At 32.9% G+C, this 20,499-nt stretch carries 25 protein-coding genes; 13 read left to right on the top strand and 12 right to left on the bottom strand.

Annotation, left to right across the window (positions count from 1 at the left end; genetic code table 11):
* The first annotated feature begins 220 nt into the window (after positions 1 to 220).
* Positions 221 to 823: a methyl-coenzyme M reductase I operon protein C gene (gene mcrC / locus KO464_00240; protein MCC7571803.1), complete on the top strand. Its 603-nt coding sequence runs from the start codon at positions 221 to 223 to the stop codon at positions 821 to 823.
* On the top strand, positions 804 to 1,604 hold the full coding sequence (locus tag KO464_00235) for an HAD family hydrolase (GenBank protein MCC7571802.1): 801 nt from the start codon (positions 804 to 806) through the stop codon (positions 1,602 to 1,604). Before mcrC ends, KO464_00235 begins: the two co-directional genes overlap by 20 nt.
* Here KO464_00235 and fen read toward each other — a convergent pair.
* The 10 genes from fen to KO464_00185 all read right to left on the bottom strand — a co-directional run bounded on the left by fen (position 1,601) and on the right by KO464_00185 (position 10,038).
* Positions 1,601 to 2,599 (bottom strand): flap endonuclease-1, encoded by a 999-nt coding sequence (gene fen / locus KO464_00230; GenBank protein ID MCC7571801.1) that lies wholly within the window; start codon positions 2,597 to 2,599, stop codon positions 1,601 to 1,603. The two genes, KO464_00235 and fen, sit on opposite strands and share 4 nt — an antisense overlap.
* Before the next feature lie 4 nt (positions 2,600 to 2,603).
* Positions 2,604 to 2,780, bottom strand: coding sequence for a DNA-directed RNA polymerase subunit K (locus KO464_00225; protein MCC7571800.1), 177 nt, complete (start codon positions 2,778 to 2,780; stop codon positions 2,604 to 2,606).
* A gap of 75 nt (positions 2,781 to 2,855) precedes the next feature.
* Positions 2,856 to 3,266, bottom strand: a complete 411-nt coding sequence (locus tag KO464_00220) for a helix-turn-helix domain-containing protein (GenBank protein MCC7571799.1) — start codon at positions 3,264 to 3,266, stop codon at positions 2,856 to 2,858.
* A gap of 474 nt (positions 3,267 to 3,740) precedes the next feature.
* A complete protein-coding gene (locus tag KO464_00215) occupies positions 3,741 to 4,169 on the bottom strand; it encodes a UPF0179 family protein (protein ID MCC7571798.1) in 429 nt (142 codons plus the stop codon).
* Positions 4,166 to 5,206: an NAD(P)-dependent glycerol-1-phosphate dehydrogenase gene (locus KO464_00210; protein MCC7571797.1), complete on the bottom strand. Its 1,041-nt coding sequence runs from the start codon at positions 5,204 to 5,206 to the stop codon at positions 4,166 to 4,168. The genes KO464_00215 and KO464_00210 overlap by 4 nt, the downstream gene beginning before the upstream one ends.
* Positions 5,207 to 5,244: 38 nt before the next feature.
* Entirely contained in the window at positions 5,245 to 6,069 is an 825-nt protein-coding gene (locus tag KO464_00205) for a DUF63 family protein (GenBank protein MCC7571796.1), read from the bottom strand.
* 31 nt (positions 6,070 to 6,100) lie between these two features.
* Positions 6,101 to 8,191, bottom strand: coding sequence for a hypothetical protein (locus KO464_00200; GenBank protein MCC7571795.1), 2,091 nt, complete (start codon positions 8,189 to 8,191; stop codon positions 6,101 to 6,103).
* On the bottom strand, positions 8,191 to 8,739 hold the full coding sequence (locus KO464_00195; protein MCC7571794.1) for a carbonate dehydratase: 549 nt from the start codon (positions 8,737 to 8,739) through the stop codon (positions 8,191 to 8,193). Before KO464_00195 ends, KO464_00200 begins: the two co-directional genes overlap by 1 nt.
* 4 nt (positions 8,740 to 8,743) lie before the next feature.
* A complete protein-coding gene (hypD, locus tag KO464_00190) occupies positions 8,744 to 9,814 on the bottom strand; it encodes a hydrogenase formation protein HypD (GenBank protein MCC7571793.1) in 1,071 nt (356 codons plus the stop codon).
* The gene (locus KO464_00185; GenBank protein ID MCC7571792.1) at positions 9,814 to 10,038 is read right to left on the bottom strand and encodes a HypC/HybG/HupF family hydrogenase formation chaperone; all 225 of its coding nucleotides are present in this window, start codon (positions 10,036 to 10,038) and stop codon (positions 9,814 to 9,816) included. The genes hypD and KO464_00185 overlap by 1 nt, the downstream gene beginning before the upstream one ends.
* A 368-nt stretch (positions 10,039 to 10,406) precedes the next feature.
* Here KO464_00185 and KO464_00180 point away from each other — a divergent pair, with 368 nt between their 5' ends.
* The 9 genes from KO464_00180 (at position 10,407) to KO464_00140 (ending at position 16,881) form a co-directional block, all read left to right on the top strand.
* A complete protein-coding gene (locus KO464_00180; protein ID MCC7571791.1) occupies positions 10,407 to 11,162 on the top strand; it encodes a class I SAM-dependent methyltransferase in 756 nt (251 codons plus the stop codon).
* 143 nt (positions 11,163 to 11,305) lie between these two features.
* The gene (locus KO464_00175; GenBank protein MCC7571790.1) at positions 11,306 to 11,950 is read left to right on the top strand and encodes a metallophosphoesterase family protein; all 645 of its coding nucleotides are present in this window, start codon (positions 11,306 to 11,308) and stop codon (positions 11,948 to 11,950) included.
* A 34-nt stretch (positions 11,951 to 11,984) separates the two neighbouring features.
* Positions 11,985 to 12,407: a hypothetical protein gene (locus tag KO464_00170; protein ID MCC7571789.1), complete on the top strand. Its 423-nt coding sequence runs from the start codon at positions 11,985 to 11,987 to the stop codon at positions 12,405 to 12,407.
* A gap of 53 nt (positions 12,408 to 12,460) precedes the next feature.
* Positions 12,461 to 13,351 (top strand): hypothetical protein, encoded by an 891-nt coding sequence (locus KO464_00165; protein MCC7571788.1) that lies wholly within the window; start codon positions 12,461 to 12,463, stop codon positions 13,349 to 13,351.
* Between the two features lie 50 nt (positions 13,352 to 13,401).
* Positions 13,402 to 13,869: an MGMT family protein gene (locus KO464_00160; GenBank protein MCC7571787.1), complete on the top strand. Its 468-nt coding sequence runs from the start codon at positions 13,402 to 13,404 to the stop codon at positions 13,867 to 13,869.
* Between the two features lie 94 nt (positions 13,870 to 13,963).
* Positions 13,964 to 14,506 carry a pyruvate ferredoxin oxidoreductase subunit gamma gene (locus tag KO464_00155; GenBank protein ID MCC7571786.1) on the top strand — a complete coding sequence of 181 codons (543 nt, stop codon included), beginning with the start codon at positions 13,964 to 13,966 and terminating at the stop codon, positions 14,504 to 14,506.
* 7 nt (positions 14,507 to 14,513) lie between these two features.
* Positions 14,514 to 14,801, top strand: a complete 288-nt coding sequence (locus KO464_00150; protein ID MCC7571785.1) for a 4Fe-4S binding protein — start codon at positions 14,514 to 14,516, stop codon at positions 14,799 to 14,801.
* Positions 14,801 to 15,979 (top strand): pyruvate ferredoxin oxidoreductase, encoded by a 1,179-nt coding sequence (gene porA, locus KO464_00145; GenBank protein MCC7571784.1) that lies wholly within the window; start codon positions 14,801 to 14,803, stop codon positions 15,977 to 15,979. The genes KO464_00150 and porA overlap by 1 nt, the downstream gene beginning before the upstream one ends.
* 2 nt (positions 15,980 to 15,981) lie before the next feature.
* Complete coding sequence (locus KO464_00140) at positions 15,982 to 16,881, top strand: pyruvate synthase subunit beta (protein ID MCC7571783.1); 900 nt, start codon at positions 15,982 to 15,984, stop codon at positions 16,879 to 16,881.
* A 16-nt stretch (positions 16,882 to 16,897) separates the two neighbouring features.
* On the opposite strand, the gene KO464_00135 is transcribed toward KO464_00140, so the two are convergent.
* Complete coding sequence (locus KO464_00135) at positions 16,898 to 17,908, bottom strand: TIGR00341 family protein (protein ID MCC7571782.1); 1,011 nt, start codon at positions 17,906 to 17,908, stop codon at positions 16,898 to 16,900.
* A 154-nt stretch (positions 17,909 to 18,062) separates the two neighbouring features.
* Positions 18,063 to 19,688: an adenine deaminase gene (gene ade / locus KO464_00130; protein MCC7571781.1), complete on the bottom strand. Its 1,626-nt coding sequence runs from the start codon at positions 19,686 to 19,688 to the stop codon at positions 18,063 to 18,065.
* Positions 19,689 to 19,855: 167 nt separating this feature from the next.
* Here ade and KO464_00125 point away from each other — a divergent pair, with 167 nt between their 5' ends.
* Both KO464_00125 and KO464_00120 read left to right on the top strand, forming a co-directional pair.
* Positions 19,856 to 20,014 (top strand): hypothetical protein, encoded by a 159-nt coding sequence (locus tag KO464_00125; protein ID MCC7571780.1) that lies wholly within the window; start codon positions 19,856 to 19,858, stop codon positions 20,012 to 20,014.
* Complete coding sequence (locus KO464_00120) at positions 20,007 to 20,492, top strand: hypothetical protein (GenBank protein ID MCC7571779.1); 486 nt, start codon at positions 20,007 to 20,009, stop codon at positions 20,490 to 20,492. The genes KO464_00125 and KO464_00120 overlap by 8 nt, the downstream gene beginning before the upstream one ends.
* Positions 20,493 to 20,499: the final 7 nt, after the last annotated feature.

The raw sequence follows: 20,499 nt of genomic DNA, 5'->3' as shown, positions 1-20,499 counted from the left end.
TGATCGTTATCTAAAAAATCAATGCAGAGGTAGAATTCACCTCTTTTTACCAACTGTTCATTGTATTTGGCCCAGTTTCTTTTCATGAACAGTTAGGGTTTGCAAAAGGTTTAAGCTTTGCGGTCGAATTATGCAACAAAGTACTAATAATCAAAATAACTAAGAATGATAATAGCAAAGTTTTAAAATATATAATTGAAAGCAACATATAGTTGATTCTATGATTGGAAGAAATACCCATATGGTCCAGTGTAGAATGGGGGGAGGTATGGGACTTGGAGGAGGACTTGCTCAAAGAGGAACTTTTGCAGATGCAGGAAGAGATATCATAGCAATAGCTATGAGCCCTGGGAGGAGACATATTACAAAACCAATATGTGAGATAACCTATGCAATGAGAGAATCAGGTATAAAGACAAGTGTTATGGTATTAAATGCCGGAAATGGCGTTCCTCCAGAAGCTCCTTCATCTGGGGTAAGCGTCCTATTCGGAATTGAAGAAAAAGAAGTTGAAATACTAAATGAATTCAAACTTGCAATAATACATCTTGGAAATATTAGGACGCATGTAGTTTATAAAGCCAAATTTATTCTTGATCTTGCCCCAATTGATGCTATAATTGCATGCCAAGCACCAGTTACTTTTGAAGATTTTGAAAAAATAGGCGTAAGAACTATTAATAACAATAATGGAACTACTAAGGGAAGAGTAGTTGATATAGTTAGTGGAATAATAAGAGGCCAAAGTTGCCCTCAAGAAAAACTTGATGAAATTATTTCTAAAGTTAAAAGAAACGTTCGCCATGATAGCAATAGTATTTGATAAATCCGGAACACTTGTTGATACTAAACGCGTATCAAAAGATTTGGAAAAAAATGAATTTATTTATCATAAATCTTGTATAGAGCTAATTGAAGATAATCCAAATCTGTTTCTTGTAACTATTGCAACAGATCCAAGGGATACCTTTTTACGAGAAGATCCCAAAAAAAGTCTTGGGCAATCAGTTAAAGATCTAAACATAGGATTTGAAGTAGTTTTTAAAGGTGCAAATGCTATTATAGATAAAGAGGAAATTCTAAATTGGGCAGAAAGCATTACTATTGAAGAAGTAAATGAAACAATAAAAAAATTAAAAAAACAGTTTGATGTCTGCACACTAGCTGGATGCGGAGTTGTTGGAGACTCTCAAAGAGAAACAATAACGTATATAGTTGCTTCTTCTGGCAGGATAAAAGAAGGAGTCTTCGAATTATTTGATTTCCTCCAATTAGAGGGTATGGATGTTTATCTTGCAACTGGAGATAATCCCTGCTCTGTCTATCCTCTCGCAAAAAGACTTGGAATAATAGATAATTTCGTTTTTCCCCAAATAGACCCAGAAGGCAAGAGAAATCTCATATCAAATCTAAAAAAGACCTATGAGCAAGTTATAATGGTAGGTGATGACATTAACGATAAAGGTGCTTTTGAAGAAGCAGATTTGAGTTTCTTGATACTAGAGGGAGAAGCAAAAAGAAAAAACGAATTAAAAACAATAGTCGATTATACTATAAGCGAACCATTAGAAATAATAAACATATTAAAAAGATTTAATATTTAAAAATACATATCTAGAGTTTTCTGCTTTAAAGTATTCTCAAGCGAGTATCCTATTCTTTCGATTCCTTTTTCTACCCTAAGTTCTGAAAATTCGTATTTATCACATAGTATTTTTAATATTTTATCCTTTTCTGGCTTTTGAAAAGAGATATTATAATTATCAGAAACTTCAGGATTCATAAAAAGATTAATTATATGGTCAAATTCACCGTATTCGCCAAATTTCCCTGATTTTACGATATCGATAGCTTTTTTTGGGCCTATTCCTTTTATTCCTCCTAAATTATAATCTGTCCCAATGAGAATGGCAGCTTCAATTAACTGTTGCCTTGAAAGATTTAGAGAAATTAGCACATCTTTATTATTAATAATTTCAGGAACGACATCGACAAATAAATCCTTACCTGGAATCTTCCTTTTTCCAGATATCGTTAGGTTTCTTACTAAAGAGGGCGCACCAAAAAGAATTGAATCATAATCTTGTGACCCAGATAAATCCGCATCACCTTGTAAAACAACAAATGCAGCCTGAGCTTCGCCTTCTGATGGTGCTTCAATATAAGGGATCCCCATTGCCTCTAATAAGTCTTTAGAGCTTTTTACCATATCTCCCTTCAAAGAGGATGTCATTTGAGAATATTTTTTTGCCTCTTTAAAATCTCCTCTTTCTTTAGCATCAATAAATTTCTCCCTTGCTTCTTCTTTAACCTCTTTTCTTTTTTCAATTGTTTGAAATTTCAGTTCTGGCGGCTTACCATCAAAAACATATATTGGCCTGATTCCTTGTTCAATGAAATTTACAGTCCTATAAAATAGACCAGACAAATGAGATGTTACTTCGCCTCTTGAATTTTTTAAAGGTGTTCCATCTCTCTGTCTAATTATGGCTAAAAATTGGTAAAGTGCATTATAAGCGTCGATGGCCACACTTTTACCTTTTAGATCAGAAATATCAATCTTCTGTTTAGGAACTATTTCTCCCAGGTTTACTCCCATAAGGCTATTCCCTTACAACAGTTATTGGAATTACTTCCTTCTTCATTTCTTCTAGTGCAATTCTAATAGGGTCAAGCATAGAAGTTTCAATTAATATGGGCGCCCCTAATGATATCTGAAGGGCTCTCGCCCCAATAATCCTTACTTTTTCATATTTTGTATAATTCAACGACTCCACCATACATGAATGAATATAAAGGGATTATAAATTTTATTGTTATAAATAAAATTGGAGCAGATTTCTTGCAAGAAAAGTTTATTTACCTACCGTATTCTCCCCTTTTTTTATCTTATCGATGGTATCGTTAAATAGTTTAATGAATTTCTCTCTATCCTCGGCATTATAGGTTTGCATTATACTAATGTGTATGGTAAGAATTTTCTCCAACACTTTAATGTGTTCATCGGCAGTTTTTATTGACTCGATTAAATCTCTTGTTTTTCGGAGAAGAACATGCTGTGCGTATGAGAGCTTTGTTGCGACAAAATAAACCTTTGCCATACCAATTCTTCTATAATCAACTAATCCTATGGCCCTCATTATTTCTAAGTATTTTACAGCGGTGGCTCTAGACATATTAAGATTATCGGCAATCTCTGAAGGAGTAGCGCCTATTTTTACACCTTTAAGATACTCTATAATGGCCTCTTCGGCATTTTCTTCCATTGATGCTCACCATCATTATCTCTAACGTTAATATATATAAATGTTACTACTATCAGTATTCAAAAAAAAATGGATTTATTTAAAGTAATAATAAAAATATCCCTGTACATTGAATTTTAATTCTTATATTAATGATAAATGGGAGGTCAATTCCAGATTGATTTATTATATAATATTATACTATGTTAATATATAATAAGTATCGATGTATTTATCTTATTCTTACAAATTAAGGAAGTTAAAGTTCAACCATATTGCTTATGAATATTAATATTCATTAATATAACAAATTATTAGATTATTATAATTCAATAAATAGAAAGATTTATATACTATTGTTTTACAATAATAATTAAGGGTGGTAAAATTGAAAAAGAAGGCTAAATCTATTATACCCATAGCAATAATGGTCCCAATAATATTCCTAGATATCCTATTTAGAGGAGAAAAATCAAGCTCATCTAGATTTGTGTACTAATCTTTTCTTTTTAGAGTTACACGAAGGAGATTATTGCTTAGAGGGCATTCAATTTTCTCTTTAATTGAGATAATATGAAATTTATCTCCAATATTAATCCCATCGGGAACACAAAAATCGTGATATTGGCATCTTTCATTGCAGGAAAAAGAAAATATTCCAGTTGCGCCCTCAATTGCAAATTTCTTTGGGATTGCCGCTTCAATTTCTGATTCGTGTACTTCAACTATTTTAACACCCGAATCATGAATTTTACATGGATGTTCGATATTTCTTACAGATGAAACAGTGTATATCCTCCCAGGTTTCAAATTGCCAACACAGGTCTTAAAGAATCTACACTCCTTGCATTCAGCGTCCCCCTTCCCGGCTAAAAAAGAAAATCCTGGTTTTGCAAGATTTTTAGGAAGAAGGGTCAGAATCAATCTATTACCCCCGTGACTTTAGCAAGTTTAGTGGCAGCCCTCTCAGTTAGACCACTCTCTCCGAGTATTGTATATCTATCCCTAATCTTATGTGCCATTGTTAGTGCTTTAATTAATTCATTATCTGTGACTCCAAGTTCTTCAGCAGTTGTTGGTGCTTTAATTTTTTCAAGAGCTTCTTTTATTGTTTTATACTTCTCTTCTCTGTGTAGATACATAGTCATTATAGAACCAACTCCACACTGCTCTCCGTGCATTGCAGGTTTTTCAGCAATCATGTCCAGTGAATGGGCAAATGCGTGTTCAGCACCTGAAGCAGGCCTTGAAGATCCGGCAATACTCATAGCTACTCCAGAAGATATAAGTCCCTTCAAAACTTTTCGAGCTGATTCTTCTAATCCCTCTTTAATTACATCAGCATTGTCAATTGTCACCTTAGCACTCATAGATGACAAAGATGCTGCATGTTCACTGTAATATTCTCCTTTTAGTTTATGGGCGAGTTGCCAATCCAATACAGCCGTGTAATTTGATATCAAATCCGCACATCCTGAAGCCATGAATCTATATGGTGCCTTAGAAACAATTTTTGTATCCGCTAAAATGGCAATGGGAGGATGCGCCTCAACTGATATTTTTTTTTCACCATCTCGAATAGACGCCCTAGAAGAAGCTATCCCATCATGAGATGCTACGGTTGGGTAACTGATAAAAGGGATAGAGATGTTGAAAGATGCTAGTTTTCCAACATCTATAACTGACCCTCCACCTATTGAAACAACTATATCGTATTTTCCATTTTTTAAAATATCCCCAGTTGAATATACTTCTGCCATAGAAGCAACTTTTACTTCATAGTGGTCGCAATTTAGATCGTCAGAAACTTTTTTTCCAATAATTCCTCTTGTAATTGGATCATCAAGAACAACAGGATTTTTGTATCCTAATTTCTCTACTGTTGTTTTAACAGAGCCCCAAATATCTGAGCCCATTACAACCATTCTTGAAAGATTAATGATATGAAGGGGATTTTCCATAAAAATAAGTGTTTGATACTATTAATAAATCTTTTGAATCAGAAAAGAGAGGGTAATAATGTATTTCTAAAACCTGGGCCAAATCCAAGTATAAAAATCAAGACTTTTATCGATGGGTAAAAATTATGCATCATCATAGTTGTGACCTTAAATTTATATTTAAATATAGTAACTTCCTTCTCCTTGAAATTTTTATTCTCTTCTTTGTAGAGTGTATCAAGAAGATAAATTACTACAAGTATCAATATTAATTTTAAAGGAATCATGATTAAAGCTGTACCGGTAAGATTTATCAGAAAAAGAGGCAGTAAGTGTTCTTCTCCAAATCCATAATAATCTATTGCAATGAAAGTTGCGCACCCATCCAATAAATGCCCAAATAGTATTGCTGTGTTTTCAAACTCTCTAATAGGTTTGTAGAATAAAGGAGAGATTAGATATACTGCCAAGGTTATTCCAGCAGCCATAGAAAGGGGTACTATAGTTCGCAAGGGATGTTCAAAAAATGGAATTAGATTTGCTATAAAATATATCATTCCAATAATTCCAACTGCAAATGTAAGTTTCCAGTAAGAAACAATATTTCTTTTTTCAAGTTGAAATCCAATTATTATCATGGAAAATGCAAGAATGAACGTGACAATATATACTCCGGGAGTAATATTCCAAAGTTTTGATCTCTCGTAAAAACCAACATCTGCCAATACTCTAAGAGCAATTGCCATTATCATATATGGAGAGATTGCGATTAAGAAGTTCTTATCAATTTTAATTTTATTGAAAAGAAATTTTAATGCAAGAGATAATAAAACTAATAGAATTCCTATGTAGATTACATAGTCTTGCGGCTGGTATACTCCCATAAGAAAACAAGAGTTATCTAATTAAAAAGGTTTATGGTTTCTGCCTTAGTACATCAACCATCTTCTGGTATATTTCCTTTTCTTTCCCATTAGTTGTTTTGGAGAGTCTTTCAACAATTAATTCTGGAGTACTTTTTCCAGGTTTGTAGAAGACGGGTTGTCTCTCAACTATCAATTCTAATGATTCATCTAATCCCTTTGCTTCTATCCCATCGACCCTCATATCTTCTGGCAACTTACCTTCAATTGACTTGATGGAGGATATTATATCTTCCCCAAGATGGGTAACTATAACGCACACTGTATTTGAAGTTCTCAAATAATTTAGAAAAGTCCCTATTATCTTAGCTGCTGACCCGGGCTCAGTAATTGCTTCAAGTTCATCCACCAATAACAATCTCTTTTTTTCTTCAATTGCTAATGGTACTAGTCTTTTAAGGCTAGTTTCAAATGCCCCTCTTGATTCGCCCCTATGTTTTGATAAGAATCCTACTTCATCAAAAATAGAAGTATATGAATTATCTGCAGGGACTAAGAATCCCATTTGAAAAAGAATCTGAATTATAAGTGCCAATTTTAATAGAGTAGTTTTACCTCCTGAGTTAGCACCAGTTAATATAATGACATTTTCATTTCCGCTCATAGTGTCATCTGTAGTTCCAATCTTATAATTAATTGGAATTGGATTTTGAATCAAAACATTTTTGCCATTTCTAAAGCTTAAGCCTTTTTCAGATATTTGGGGCATCAAGAGGTTATTTTCAACTGCAAATCTTCCCATTGCTACAAAAAAATCAATGTCATAACACTCTTCAACTCTCTGAATTAAAAACTCCCATAATTCAGATATATCCATCATTTCTTTCTTAATTTCAAATTCTCTCTTGGATATTTCCTTACGTATATTTTCTTTAATTTCAAATAACTCATTTCTGTTTGCCTCTATCGGAAATGATACCTCTTCTGGGAAAAGCTCTGAAACTTCTAATCCAGTTTTATTATTGAGCTCATCAATTGATTCCTTTAGTATTTTTCTATAGGCATCCTCAAGTTGTTTTGGGATATAACTTTGAAAAGCTTTCAGAGGGTCCGAATGTTTTATATCAGAAAGCATTGACAATATATCTTTGCCTGCTATACCTATATCCTGATTTTCAATAATTTTAGAGAATCTCTCATTGATTTCTTTCTCTTTTGTTTTTACCATCTCTTCAAGATTCAATGCTTCCTTTAGTTTGTTTAATCGCTCATCTGGGAAATTACCTTTAGAAAAAGATTCAACTCTATCAGAAATCTTTTGGAGTTTTTGAACGTGATCATTCAACTTTGCTCCATCATCTGTAGATATTCCTCTACTATTTTTGATTTGATAAAGTATTTTGTACATTTCAAGGGCAAGTTTTATTTTCTGAGCATTTTCAATGAAGCGTTCAATATAAAGTTCAGGGACAATATCTCTGATAGAAAAATCATCAATATTTATTGAGAAATCAGATATTTCTGAAAGTGTGTCATAAAGTTTTGAATCTTTTCCATATAGATAAAATATCAGGGGATAATCTTCTCTAACGCCCCTTGTTTCATGGGGCGAAGAAATATAGATGGAATCGTAGTAATCTGATTTAGTTTTAGTTGAAATTCCCTCATCATCAGTTATTAGAACTCTGTCTCTAAATTTTTTTAGTGAAGGGATCTTTAAATCGGAAATACCCTCAAGGTATTCTAAAATATTATCAATTTCTTCTTTAGTTAAACTTTGAACAAAGTTTTTTGCTTTGTTACAATAGTTTAATCTTTTTAATATTAATTCCTTATCTCTTAAAGGCATGTAAAGGTAAAATCTATTCCTTGATCTCTCAGTTTTTGGGTAAGATACAAGTATAGATATTATTTCTTCATATATTTCCCAAGCATCACCAAAGAGGATATCTTCATATTTTTTACCGGTCTTTGCTTCAAATGTTTCTTTTTGTATTTGCAATATCTTCTTTTTACCAAATCCTGGAATTTTCAATAGTTTTTCAAGCTCTAGTTTTTCTACAATGCTATTTAATTCATCTTCGCTATAATATTCTAAAGCCTTCTCAAGGCCTTTTTCTCCCAAGATTTGGCAAACATCCATTAAAGCCTGTACCCCCTTGCAAATTCACCATTAACGCTCAGCACCCCTTCATTAAATTTGAATAAGTCTTTATTTGAGTTTGGTAGTTTGTCGGCTTTTTCTTGTTCAGTTATTACAGCTCCGTGAGGAACTAATTTATTATCCCCAATTTTTACCCCTACAACTATTGCACCGTGCCCTATGAAGCATTCTTTTCCAATTACTGAGCTATGAATTACTGCCCTAAATCCAACAAAAGAATTATCCCCAATTTTAGTAGGTCCATGGATAACTGCACCGTGTGCTATTGAAGTTTTTTTACCAATTTCAACAGAAGTATGTTCCAAAGCATGAATAATGACCCCATCCTGTAAATTGCTTTCATCTCCTATAACTATAGGAGTACCTTCATCTGCCCTTAATGACACAAAAGGTGCAACATACACCCCCTTTCCTATTCTGACATCCCCTATTAAGGAGGACATCTCATCACAAAAACTCTCTTTATCTATATTTGGATATTTACATTCCTTATTGAAGGAACAAGATGGATTCTCTTTTATTGCCATATTTTCACCTAAAAGATTTTTCATATTTAAAAGATATGTAACATGCACCCTCTCTTGAAACCATGCATGGGCCTTTTGGAGTTTGAGGAGTACATATATTTCCAAATAATTTGCATTCATTGGGAATTTTTTCTGCTCTTAAGACTTCCGGACAACTGCACCCTTTTTCTTCTGGAATATCTTCTATTTCTATATTAAATTCTTTGTAAGCATCTTTGTTAGAAAATTCATTTTTTATTGATAGGCCAGAACCAGGTATTACTGGAAAACCTCTCCATCGAATGTCACAAGGTTCAAATACTTTTTCCATTAATTTTTGTGCTTTAGTGTTGCCTTCTGTTCTAACTCCACGAATATACTCATTTTCAACGTCTGCCCTTTTTTCTTTAATTTGTTTTAATAAAAGATAGATTCCCATAAGGATATCATTTGGTTCAAACCCACAAATTACCTGAGGAACTTTAAATTTTTTAGATATCGGTTCATAAGGTTTAGTTCCAATTATTGTGGAAACATGCCCAGGATCAATGAATCCTGAAAGATTTATTTTACCGCTGCTTAACAATAAATCCATTGCAGGAGGAATAACTCTATGTGCAGATAAAACATAAAAATTATTGGGAGAATTAAGAACTGCAACTGCAGTTGTGGGACAAGTTGTTTCAAATCCTATAGCAAAATGAACTATTTTTTTATTAGGATTTGCTATGGCAAGGTTTATTGAATCATTAATGCTATATACTAATTTTATATCAAGCCCTGCAGCTTTTGCATCAGAAAGTGATCTCTTAGAAGGCACCCTTATCATATCGCCATAAGTAGTTATAATGGCGCCTTTTTCAGCTATTTTAACTGCAGCCTCTATTTCACCTTGTGTCGTGACACAAACTGGACATCCGGGGCCAGAAACAACTTGAACATTTTCGGGTAACAAAGCTCTTATGCCATAATGTGTGATTACATGCTCATGTGTTCCACATACATGACAGAGCTTTACATTCCCTACATCTTTAGATATTTCAGATATTTTTCTTATTATTGTATCTGAAGCGCTTCGATCCTTATATAAATCCACTAATAGTCCCCCTCACTTTTAAGGAGTTCTTTCCATATATCAAGAGATTCAAGAGCGTCTTTTTCATTCATCTTTTCAATGGCAAATCCTGTATGAACAATGACATAATCACCAATTTTAACATCTACAAGGTCCAATCTAACCTCTCTTTTAACCCCATTAAAATCAACTATTCCAACGGTGTTTTTAATTTCTATAACTTTACCAGGAACTGCTAGACACATGATTTTACCACATTATTTTGATTAAAAAGTCTTTCTTTAATCTAAGTGAATATTTTTACTAATTTTATAAGTGGTTGTAATATATAAGCTAGAAATCAACTAACTGATTTATCTAAGAAAAGGATTGCAATATAAAAAAGAAAAATAATTAATTTTTTTATTATTTTATTATTGATTAAACTTCCACAGAGGTAACAACGCAATTGTGACCATAGAATTAGTCTCATTTTGGTCATGTGAAAAATAAAAATAATAGTTCTTAGCTTTTTTATCTCAATATATTTAACCATTAAGTCCTTTGTTGCATAATTATATTACAAAACAGAAAGTGGCAATAATGATATAAATAACTGTACTGGCCTTTATCTATGACAAAATGGTATGAGGAATTGTTTGAGAATTATGCAGAAACTTATGAAACTGAAGTATATACTAAAGGTACAATAGGCGAGATAGATTTTATTGAAAAGGAAATAAAACACGATAAATCAAAAAAAATTTTAGATATTGGATGTGGAACAGGAAGACACTCAATTGAACTTGCCAAAAGAGGATATAATGTAACTGGTATTGATCTATCAGAGCGCATGCTAGAAATGGCAAAACAAAAAGCCAAAGACGCTAAAGTTAATGCTGAGTTCATTAAGGCAGATGCTAGATATTTAAAATTTGAAAAAGAATTTGATCTTGCTCTTATACTATGTGAAGGTGGATTCTGCTTAATGGAAACAGATGAAATGAATTATATGATACTACAAAGTGCAAGTAGATCTCTAAAACAAAAAGGAAAATTGATCCTTAATACGTTAAATGGACTTTTCCCTTTATTCCATTCTGTTAAAGATTTTATTAATTCCAACTCAGTTGACGGAAGAAGCAAAGATAATACATTCGACTTAATGACATTTAGAGATAAATCAATAATAGAGGTTACTGATGATGGTGGAAATAGTAAAAAAATTAAGTGTGATGAAAGGTACTATGTTCCTTCAGAAATGACGTGGTTATTAAAATCTCTAGGATTTGAAAAAGTAGACATATACGGGTGTAAACTAGGCGCATTTAGTAGAGATGACAAATTAACAACTGAAGATTACCAAATGTTAGTAATAGCAGAATACTAAGCATCATAAAGACTGCATAAGATTTAAAAATAGATTAGCCCAATTTAATATGGAGAAGGTATTATTTCAGCCATATCGCCAGTATGCTTTCTTATTACCTTCTCCTTCAATATCTTTAAATAGAAATTATTATTTTTTGTTTTATGGATATTTGTGTTATAACGGATATACATGGAAAGAAAAGTTCTTTGAAAAATTTTTTTAATTCTATTGATATTCAGAAATTTGACTTATTACTCTGTTGTGGCGATATAACTTCCTTTGGAGGAGAAATGGAAGCAAAAGAAATATTAGACCTAATACCCGATATTACATTTTATTCAGTTTTTGGAAATTGCGACAGAACCGATGTAAATGATTACTTGATATCAAAGAATTTTTCTCTGCATGAAAAAGAGTTTAAAATAAAAGACTATACAATAGGGGGCTTTGGGGGTTCAAATAAGTCTCCTTTTGGAACTCCTTCTGAATATGAAGAAGATCAAATAATGACAGGTCTTTCAAAACTTTCATTTAAGAATATGATTCTGGTAACGCATGCACCCCCTTATAATACTAAACTAGACAAAATTGGAAATAATAAATCAATAGGGAGTACCTCAGTTAGAACTATTATAGAAAAAAGACAGCCTGTAGTTGCAATTTCTGGACACGTTCATGAATCTAGAGCGGTTGATATCATAGGCAAAACTCAATTGTTAAATCCCGGACCATTGAAAGATGGGTACTATGGGATAGTAGAAATAGATGAAAAAGAAGTAAAAGTCGAATTAAAAGAAATTGATTAAATATATTTAAATATAGATAAAATAAATTAATTGCATGATTTACGAGATTTTGATCGGCGCAGTGGTTTTAATAGCCATCCTTTTTGTACTCTATTTCTTTTACCCCCCAAAGAAAGAGGGAATCCCAAAAGAGCCTGCTAAAAGACCAATTCCAAGGGAGGAAGTTTCTTCAGTTCCATATTACTCGGAAGGTGAAGTAATAGTAGAGGATGAACTATTTGGAATGAAAATGATCTGGGATTCTTATGAAGAAAGAGTTGAGAATTTTATAAAATATCTTGAAAACTCAAAAGGAGTTCAAGATCCTAAAATTATAAGTACCTTTCAAGATATAGAAGGGGATTATGTTAAGATGAAAAAAAGGCTCCGTCCGTTCTTGAGGAATCATATGGTAAAAAGGATGGATGAAAGAATTATCTATGCCAGAGATCTAATAAATAAAAAATTCCGCTATTAGATTAAGACTTTACTTACAATAAACTTTAATATCAATCTATTTTATAATCCTTGATGTTCGGAATTCCTTTAATAATAATTATTTCTTCGATAATGCTGGGCATCTATTTTCCTTCATATGGAAAAGAGATATCTCCAATCGTGCCTATCCTGCAAAGCATCTTAATTTTCTTATCCACAATTAAAGTCGATTTCAAGATTTATAAAAAATACATGAGCCTTCTAAAGCCTTTTTTGTTGGGTTTTTTCACGTGCTATATCTTCATCCCAGTACTCTTCTTTTTAGTAGGGCTATTTCTTCTTAAAATGAATTTAATCAATTTTCCATTATTTATTGGAATAATCATTACAGGAACTGTGCCTCTGGCCGCAGGGTCCACCCTTGTCTGGTCCAAAGAATTAGGCGGGAAAGTTGAGATCACCTTGCTTTTGATAGTAACGACTATATTAGCTTCCCCTTTAATTACTCCAACTTACATATACCTATTTCTAAGTAATGAAATAAGCGTAAATGCAACGAGGATGTTCATAGAAATGGCGCTAATAATATTTATTCCTGTTTTTATCTCCGTTCTTGTTAGAAAAAAGTTTACAATAAATTTGAATTCAAATCTTTCATTTTTTGTTATGGGGATCATAATATACATTGCAGTTTCTAAAAGTGTCGAGAGGCTTGATATAGTAAAAGATTATCTTTTTGTTTCAATTATATTATCATTAAGTTTTATCATTATTACCCTTTTATTCCTGAGAATTTTTTCCAACGTACTAAAATTGAAAAGTGAAGAAAAAGAATCAATCTTTATACCTTCTTTTTTTAAGAATGTTAGTCTAGCAATAATTGTAGTATCGTTTTTTGAACCTGAAGTTGTATTTTTCCCTGTTGTATACTATATTATTGAACAGCTCGTTTCTCCACTCTATTATGAAATAAAAAAAACATAATTAGAATCAATAAAATATTTATATTAAAAACATGATAATATTTTGATTAGATGGGTAAAAAAAGTAAATCCTGGAAAGAAAAATTAGAAGATAGCAAAGGATTGCCCAAAGTGGAACTGATAACAGATAAGATGTCTAAAAGGTGGGGGGAAGGTACTGTCGTTATACCCGCACCAATTGAAGTTAATAACATAATGAAAATTGTTCCAGAAGGAAAACTAATTACAATTGATCAAATAAGGAAAAAGCTAGCAGAAAAACATAGAGCAACTATAGGGTGTCCTTTGACAACGGGTATTTTTGCTTGGGTAAGTGCGCATGCTGCAAATGAAGCCGCTTTAGAAGGTGAAAAAGATATTACTCCTTATTGGAGGACTCTAAAAACTGGAGGCGTAGTTAATGAAAAGTATCCCGGCGGGATTAATTACCAGAAACAACTTTTGGAAAGAGAAGGTCACAAAGTAATACAAAAAGGAAAAAAATTCATGGTTCAAGATTACGAAAAAATGTTGGTATAGCAATAAATTCTATTTAAAATCAACTTTCAATCTTTTGCTTTAATAGTAAAAAGCTTTTTAAAAATATAAAATCATTATAGTATAGAGGGATTTTTTGATAGAGATAAGATTTCACGGTAGAGGTGGACAGGGCGCTGTTGTTGCATCGAATTTGCTAGCTGATGCAGCTTTTAGAGAAGGAAAATACGTTCAGGCTTTTCCATACTTCGGTGTGGAAAGAAGAGGTGCCCCTGTTACATCATTTACAAGAATAGACAAAAATCCTATTAAAATCAAAAGCCAGGTTTATACGCCAAATTATATTATAGTCCTTGACCCAACATTGATAGACGTAACTGATGTGACTTCTGGCCTAGATAAAAACGGCATAGTACTAATTAATTCAGATAAAGATCCTAAATACTACAATCTTTCCTTTAAGACTGCAACTGTTGATGCTACTTCTATTGCAATTGAAAATAAACTAGGCTCAAAAATGTCACCAATTGTAAATACTTCCATTCTTGGTGCTTTTGCTAAGATATCTGGAGAGGTAATGCTTGAATCTATAATTCTAGCAATAAACGAAAATGCGCCTTCTAAAAAAGAAGAGAATGTTAAAGCCGCGAAAGAGGCTTATGATAAAACAATGATGTAATGATCATATGAAAAAGTTAGAAAAATTAGTATCAGTAAAAGATTTGCCAGAGGCCCCTGTTTCAAATGTTCCTTCCCTAAATCAGAAAACTGGAACATGGAGAGTTTTCAGACCAGATGTAGATAAAGAAAAGTGTATTAAGTGCAGTATTTGTTGGAGATGCTGTCCCGATATCTCAATTGACGTAGATGAAGAGGGATTCCCAATTATAAATTATAATTATTGTAAAGGTTGTGGAATATGTGCTCATGAATGCCCAAAAAATGCAATTAAAATGGAAAGGGAGGGAAAGTAATGGTAAAAAAGATAATTACGGGAAACATAGCTGCTGCTTGGGGGGCAAGACTTTCAAGAGCGGAAGTAATAGCTGCTTACCCCATAACTCCACAAACAATTATCGTTGAAAAACTAGCACAATTCGTTTCAGATGGAGAACTTAAAGCGGAATATCTTCATGTTGAATCTGAACATTCTGCTATGGCCGCATGTATTGCAGCCTCCCAAATGGGGGCCAGAGCTTTTACGGCAACATCTTCCCAAGGATTGTTATTAATGCATGAACTTCTTCATTGGGCTTCTGGGGCAAGAACCCCAATAGTAATGGCAAATGTCAATAGAGCTTTAGCACCTCCTTGGAGTGTATGGGTTGAGCACACTGACATGATGTCTCAAAGAGACACAGGATGGATTCAATTCTACGCTGAAAGCAATCAAGAGGTTCTTGATACACTATTAATCTGCTACAAATTATGTGAAGATAAAGAAATACAGCTACCGGCTATGATAGGTTTAGATGCCTTTTATTTATCCCATACTTCAGAAATAGTTGATATCCCTGATCAAGAATTAGTTGATAAATTCTTGCCAAAATATGAAGCTCAATATCCCATAGACATTGAAAATCCTCTAAGCGTAGGATCTCTTTCAATGCCTCATCAGTGGTATCCTGAATTTAGATACAAAATCTATGAAGCAATGGAAAGAGTAATACCTAGATTAAATCAAATTGAAGAAGATTTTTATAAACAATTCGGTAGAAGATACACCGGCCCCTTGGAGCTTTATAATACTGAAGATGCAGAAGTTGTCCTTATTATTTCTGGTGCAGCTGCTGGAACTGTCAAAGAAACTGTAGATATACTAAGGAAAAAGGGCGTTAAAGTAGGAGCTATAAGACTAAGGATATTCAGACCATTTCCCCAAGAGGAATTAGTTAAAGCTTTATCAAATGTTTCATTTCTTGGGGTAATTGACAGGTCTTTCTCATTTGGTCATGAAGGTGCGATATTCTCAGAAATTAAAGCAGCTTTATATGGGGCAAAAAATTCTCCTCCAATGAAAAATTATATTGCTGGAATTGGGGGGAGAGACATTACAACAGACACAATTAAAAAAATATTTGACAACTGTTTCAATTGTTTAAAAAAAAATAAAATTGACACCCATATAGAATGGGTTGATATAAAGGTGTAATCATGAAAAGAGCAGGTATCCCCACTGAAGAATTTATTTATTCTGGCCATACTGCATGCCCTGGATGTGGGGCAATGCTAGTTTCCAGATATCTTCTAAAAGTATTAGGAATGAATACAATAATGAATATACCTGCCTGTTGTTTTGCAGCTATACCTGGAACATTCCCAGAAACATGTTTAGGTGTGCCATTGTTATATAATGCATTTGAAACAACTGCGGCAACAGCTTCTGGCGTTGAAGCTGCTTTGAAAATTAAAGGAAAAAAGGAAAAAATTAATGTGGTAGGTTTTGCAGGCGATGGAGGTACTGCAGATATAGGAATTCAAGCTCTTTCCGGAGCTATAGAAAGAGGTCATGAAATTATCTACGTGTGTTACGATAATGAAGCTTACATGAATACAGGAATGCAAACGTCTAGCCTTACCCCGATGGGCGCTACAACTACCACAAATCCCCTCGGTAAGAAAGGAGGATGGAGAACAAGAAATAAAAAGAACATGATGGAGATAGTAGCTGCACATGGTATTCCTTACGCTGCAACTGTTAATCCTTCGTATCCCCTAGATTTCATTAAGAAAATAGAAAAGGCAAAAAGCATCAAAGGCCCATCATACATCCATGCATATTCTGTTTGCCCGACTGGATGGAGATACCAACCTGAACTTGGATTAGAGTTAGGGCGACTTGCAACAGAAACTGGAATATTTCCCTTATACGAATTTGAGAATGGCGTCTATACTATCAATTATAAGAAAAAGACGAAGGAAGTACTTGAATATTACAAATTACAAGGGAGATTCAGACACTTATCAGAAGATTTCATTAAAGAAGTTCAAGCGGTTGTAGATAAAGAATGGCAAAAACTTCTATATAAGGAAGAATGTAGTAATAAATACTAAGAATTATGCTTTATTCTTAAACTGTAAGAACTATCAAAGCTAAAACTAGTAAAGACATAATTAAACACAATCTAAAGATAATCTTCTTAGATGCTGTTTTTTTGTAGTATTCCCGTGGACCAATTTCCAATAGTATGGCACCGAATAAACTGCCCGTCATTAATCCAAAAATATTTTGAAATACTAGAATCATAGGGCCAATGGCTTTAGCAGGATTTATTATGATTAATATCCCGCTAACTGCTGTAGGTGGTAAAAGCGCTGCAGCTATGGCCACTCCTGCCGTACTCTCTGGAATTCCTTTTGTAATGGCCAACATCGAAGCAAAACCTAATGCTAAAGACATCAATACATATATAAAATTAGGATCAAGGCGCGATAATATCTCTTGTGTTAAGGTAGGTTCCATAAAGAATGATATTAAGAAAGTAATCACAATTGAAAAAAATAGGACAGTGCTAATCATAAGCAAAAGATTAGAGACACTTTTCAATATATCTTTAGTTCGCCCTAATGCAGAATTTATTGCAAAGGCATATATTGGTCCAAGTATAGGCGATAAAAGCATAGCCCCTATTATTACGGCCACATTATTCATAAATAATCCAGTCAAAGCAATTATTCCTGCTATGGATGTCAAAGCTAATTTATTCTTATCGATTTTCAAATAAGGTCTAGTAGTATCGATGAGTTTTTCTATTGGCTCCTTTTCATTGCATGAATTTTCTTTTTCTACTTTTTGTAAAAATGGAGAAACGATGAAATCAGGAGTAAATACTTCAACTATATTCTTTTTGTATCTAAAATCTATTTTTTTATTTAAATTATCCATTACATCGTTAAGTTCATAGTTTGGCAAAATCATATTGATTATAAAAAGTTCATCACCTTCACTGATATAATATTGTTTATTGGATATAACTGGCAATATATTTTCAAGTTCTTCTTTTTTATTCTGATTACAACTTTCTTCATCTCTATTCTTGAAAATTAAAGAATTTATAATATTTTTGTTAAAAATATTCAAATTGGACGAACTTCCAGTAGAAATAAAGGGGTAGTAGACATTATTATACTAGGATTATAAAGACATAACTCATTTGTATATATGAATAATAAATAATCATAATCATAATTTATCTTCTAATAAATAATCAATAATTAAAAATTATATTTAAATATTAGTTTATGCACAAATCAATAAATCTAAATTTTTCTGAATCAAATAATCCCTTGTCTCCAATCTTTATTTTTGGGATAACTAGTAATGCCATGAAAGATAAAGTCATAAAAGGTGCATTTAAAGTACATCCCAAAGACTTGGCAAAGTTAGTAACATGCCTGTAACTATCTGCAACTTTAGAGTATTCTTCAAATGTCATTATGCCAGCAACCGGGAGTTCTAAAAAGATTTTATTTTCTCCACATACACATCCAACGCCCCCCCTATTTTCGATGATCATGTTTACGGCGTTGCATATATCTTCATCGGAAACACCAACTACAACTATGTTGTGGGAATCATGTGCTATGCTAGAAGCTAATGCCCCTTTCTTTAGGCCAAAATTTCTTATAAATCCAATTGGAATTTTGGAATCAGTATAACGATTCACAACGGCAATTTTTAATATATCCCTTTCTATGTCAGATACTAAATTGCCATTGACTATTTTTGGCTCAATAATTATCTCATTTGTAATAAGTTGGCCGTCGATTGCTTCAATAACTTTTATGGTGCCTCTTTTATATGATAAACAAAAATCTGATATCTTTTTCTTTTCTACATTAAAGTTATTTATTGTTTCAAAACTCCTGTGTTCGATGTTTGTTTTACAGTTATGAGAAACGACATTTCCATTAATATAGGTTGTAAGGATATTCAATTCTTTTAGATTATCTACAATTAAGAAGTCAGCCGGATCACCTTCTTGTAGCAGTCCAACATCAAGCCCATAATGTTTAACAGGATTTACAGAAGAAACATTTAATATTTTGAAAATGTCAATGCCGTAATTTATTGACCGTCTCACCATCTGGTCAATGTGCCCTTTAATCAAATCATCCGGATGTTTATCATCACTACAAAACATACAGGAATCATAATGTGTATCGACAAGGGGGATTAGTGCTTCAAAGTTTTCTGCGGCAGAGCCTTCCCTGATCTGTATTTTCATCCCCTTTTCTATCTTCTCAAGCCCTTCAGCTCTACGAACACACTCGTGATCTGTATTAATCCCTTTGCTAATATATTTTTCCAGTGCTTCTCCGGATAACCCCGGAGCATGGCCATCAATTTTCTTAGAATATTTTTTTGCGATATTTAGTTTTTCTATTAGTTCACTATCATTATTTATGACACCAAATGTATTCATTACCTCTCCTAAAAATTTAACGTTGTCATTTCTAAATATCTCTTCAACTTCCCTAGCTCCAAGGCAAGCACCACTTGTCTCAAAAGATGTTGCAGGAACGCAGGAGGATGCCCCAAAATAAAATTTCAGAGGAGAAAGTTTAGAATTCTCAATCATATATTCTATTCCTTTTATTCCTAAAACATTGGCTATTTCGTGAGGGTCTGAAACAGTCGCTACGGTTCCATGTGTAACTGCAATTCTAGAAAACTCGTAAGGGATTAACATTGAACTTTCTATGTGTATGTGAGAATCAACAAATCCAGGTATAATGAAATTAGGATAAATATTATCGTCTCTTTGAATTCTAGAGATTTTGCCATTTGAAATAGTTATTTTGCCCGAATATATTTGACGATGAATTGGATCTACAATATTTCCGGAAATAACATTCATATTTTTATCCATGAAACCCATAATTCAAAAATCAAAATCATATATAAAATTTTTGAATTGATTGGGGATATCTACAATAACATAAAGATAATTGATTAGGGATTATTACTTAAAAAAGTAAGGGCACATCAAAATACATATAAAAACAAAACCCTTATCAGACTTTGGTGATTGATATTTGCAGTGTTGGTGGAAGTTTTGATGTAGATATGCCCGAAGGTCCAGAAGGCTATGTTTGTACCGAATGTGGTACACAGTATAAAGGAGTTGGAAAAAATCCAAAATGCCCAAAATGTTCTTCAGACAAGGTTATTAAAATTGGATAATAATTTATTTCTTCCTTTGGCTAATGAGGAGATATTGTTCCTATCTCATAAAGATTACTTCTTAGGAATAGTTAAATCTAAAGGTAAATCCTTCTTATTGGAAACTGATAAGGAAGAGATAGTACTTGGAACGGGAAATGAAGATATTCTTGCTGTTTCCTCTTTCGCAAAAGACACAAAAATTAAGGCAATCGTTATATCAGCATTATACTCGCTGCGAGAGTTTTCTTTTCCACTTATAATCTTAAAGAATGGCCATCCTGCTTCCAAGAGGCTTAAATTAGTCTTTGGATGCGGAGATAAAATAATTCTAGATTCTTGCATAGAAGCAGGTACTCACCCAAATCAGCATCTTCTTTGCTCTACAGAAGCTTTATCGGGACTTTGCATATTATCAAGAAAAGAAGGTATTGAGATAATTGATCCTTTTAACAGAAAAATAGAAATAGAAAGGATGCCTTTTGAGTTAAGATTATAAAATCACT

The sequence above is a fragment of the Methanofastidiosum sp. genome (assembly GCA_020854815.1).
Lineage (GTDB): Archaea > Methanobacteriota_B > Thermococci > Methanofastidiosales > Methanofastidiosaceae > Methanofastidiosum.
This window is presented reverse-complemented; position numbering and strand designations above follow the sequence as displayed.

Excerpts from the sequence above, each read along its gene's own strand:
- mcrC (MCC7571803.1), top strand. The coding sequence starts at position 221 with ATGATTGGAAGAAATACCCATATGGTCCAGTGTAGAATGGGGGGAGGT.
- KO464_00235 (MCC7571802.1), top strand. The coding sequence starts at position 804 with ATGATAGCAATAGTATTTGATAAATCCGGAACACTTGTTGATACTAAA.
- fen (MCC7571801.1), bottom strand. The coding sequence starts at position 2,599 with ATGGGAGTAAACCTGGGAGAAATAGTTCCTAAACAGAAGATTGATATT.
- KO464_00225 (MCC7571800.1), bottom strand. The coding sequence starts at position 2,780 with ATGGTGGAGTCGTTGAATTATACAAAATATGAAAAAGTAAGGATTATT.
- KO464_00220 (MCC7571799.1), bottom strand. The coding sequence starts at position 3,266 with ATGGAAGAAAATGCCGAAGAGGCCATTATAGAGTATCTTAAAGGTGTA.
- KO464_00210 (MCC7571797.1), bottom strand. The coding sequence starts at position 5,206 with ATGGAAAATCCCCTTCATATCATTAATCTTTCAAGAATGGTTGTAATG.
- KO464_00205 (MCC7571796.1), bottom strand. The coding sequence starts at position 6,069 with ATGGGAGTATACCAGCCGCAAGACTATGTAATCTACATAGGAATTCTA.
- KO464_00200 (MCC7571795.1), bottom strand. The coding sequence starts at position 8,191 with ATGGATGTTTGCCAAATCTTGGGAGAAAAAGGCCTTGAGAAGGCTTTA.
- KO464_00195 (MCC7571794.1), bottom strand. The coding sequence starts at position 8,739 with ATGGCAATAAAAGAGAATCCATCTTGTTCCTTCAATAAGGAATGTAAA.
- KO464_00185 (MCC7571792.1), bottom strand. The coding sequence starts at position 10,038 with ATGTGTCTAGCAGTTCCTGGTAAAGTTATAGAAATTAAAAACACCGTT.
- KO464_00180 (MCC7571791.1), top strand. The coding sequence starts at position 10,407 with ATGACAAAATGGTATGAGGAATTGTTTGAGAATTATGCAGAAACTTAT.
- KO464_00175 (MCC7571790.1), top strand. The coding sequence starts at position 11,306 with ATGGATATTTGTGTTATAACGGATATACATGGAAAGAAAAGTTCTTTG.
- KO464_00170 (MCC7571789.1), top strand. The coding sequence starts at position 11,985 with ATGATTTACGAGATTTTGATCGGCGCAGTGGTTTTAATAGCCATCCTT.
- KO464_00165 (MCC7571788.1), top strand. The coding sequence starts at position 12,461 with ATGTTCGGAATTCCTTTAATAATAATTATTTCTTCGATAATGCTGGGC.
- KO464_00160 (MCC7571787.1), top strand. The coding sequence starts at position 13,402 with ATGGGTAAAAAAAGTAAATCCTGGAAAGAAAAATTAGAAGATAGCAAA.
- KO464_00150 (MCC7571785.1), top strand. The coding sequence starts at position 14,514 with ATGAAAAAGTTAGAAAAATTAGTATCAGTAAAAGATTTGCCAGAGGCC.
- porA (MCC7571784.1), top strand. The coding sequence starts at position 14,801 with ATGGTAAAAAAGATAATTACGGGAAACATAGCTGCTGCTTGGGGGGCA.
- KO464_00140 (MCC7571783.1), top strand. The coding sequence starts at position 15,982 with ATGAAAAGAGCAGGTATCCCCACTGAAGAATTTATTTATTCTGGCCAT.
- ade (MCC7571781.1), bottom strand. The coding sequence starts at position 19,688 with ATGAATGTTATTTCCGGAAATATTGTAGATCCAATTCATCGTCAAATA.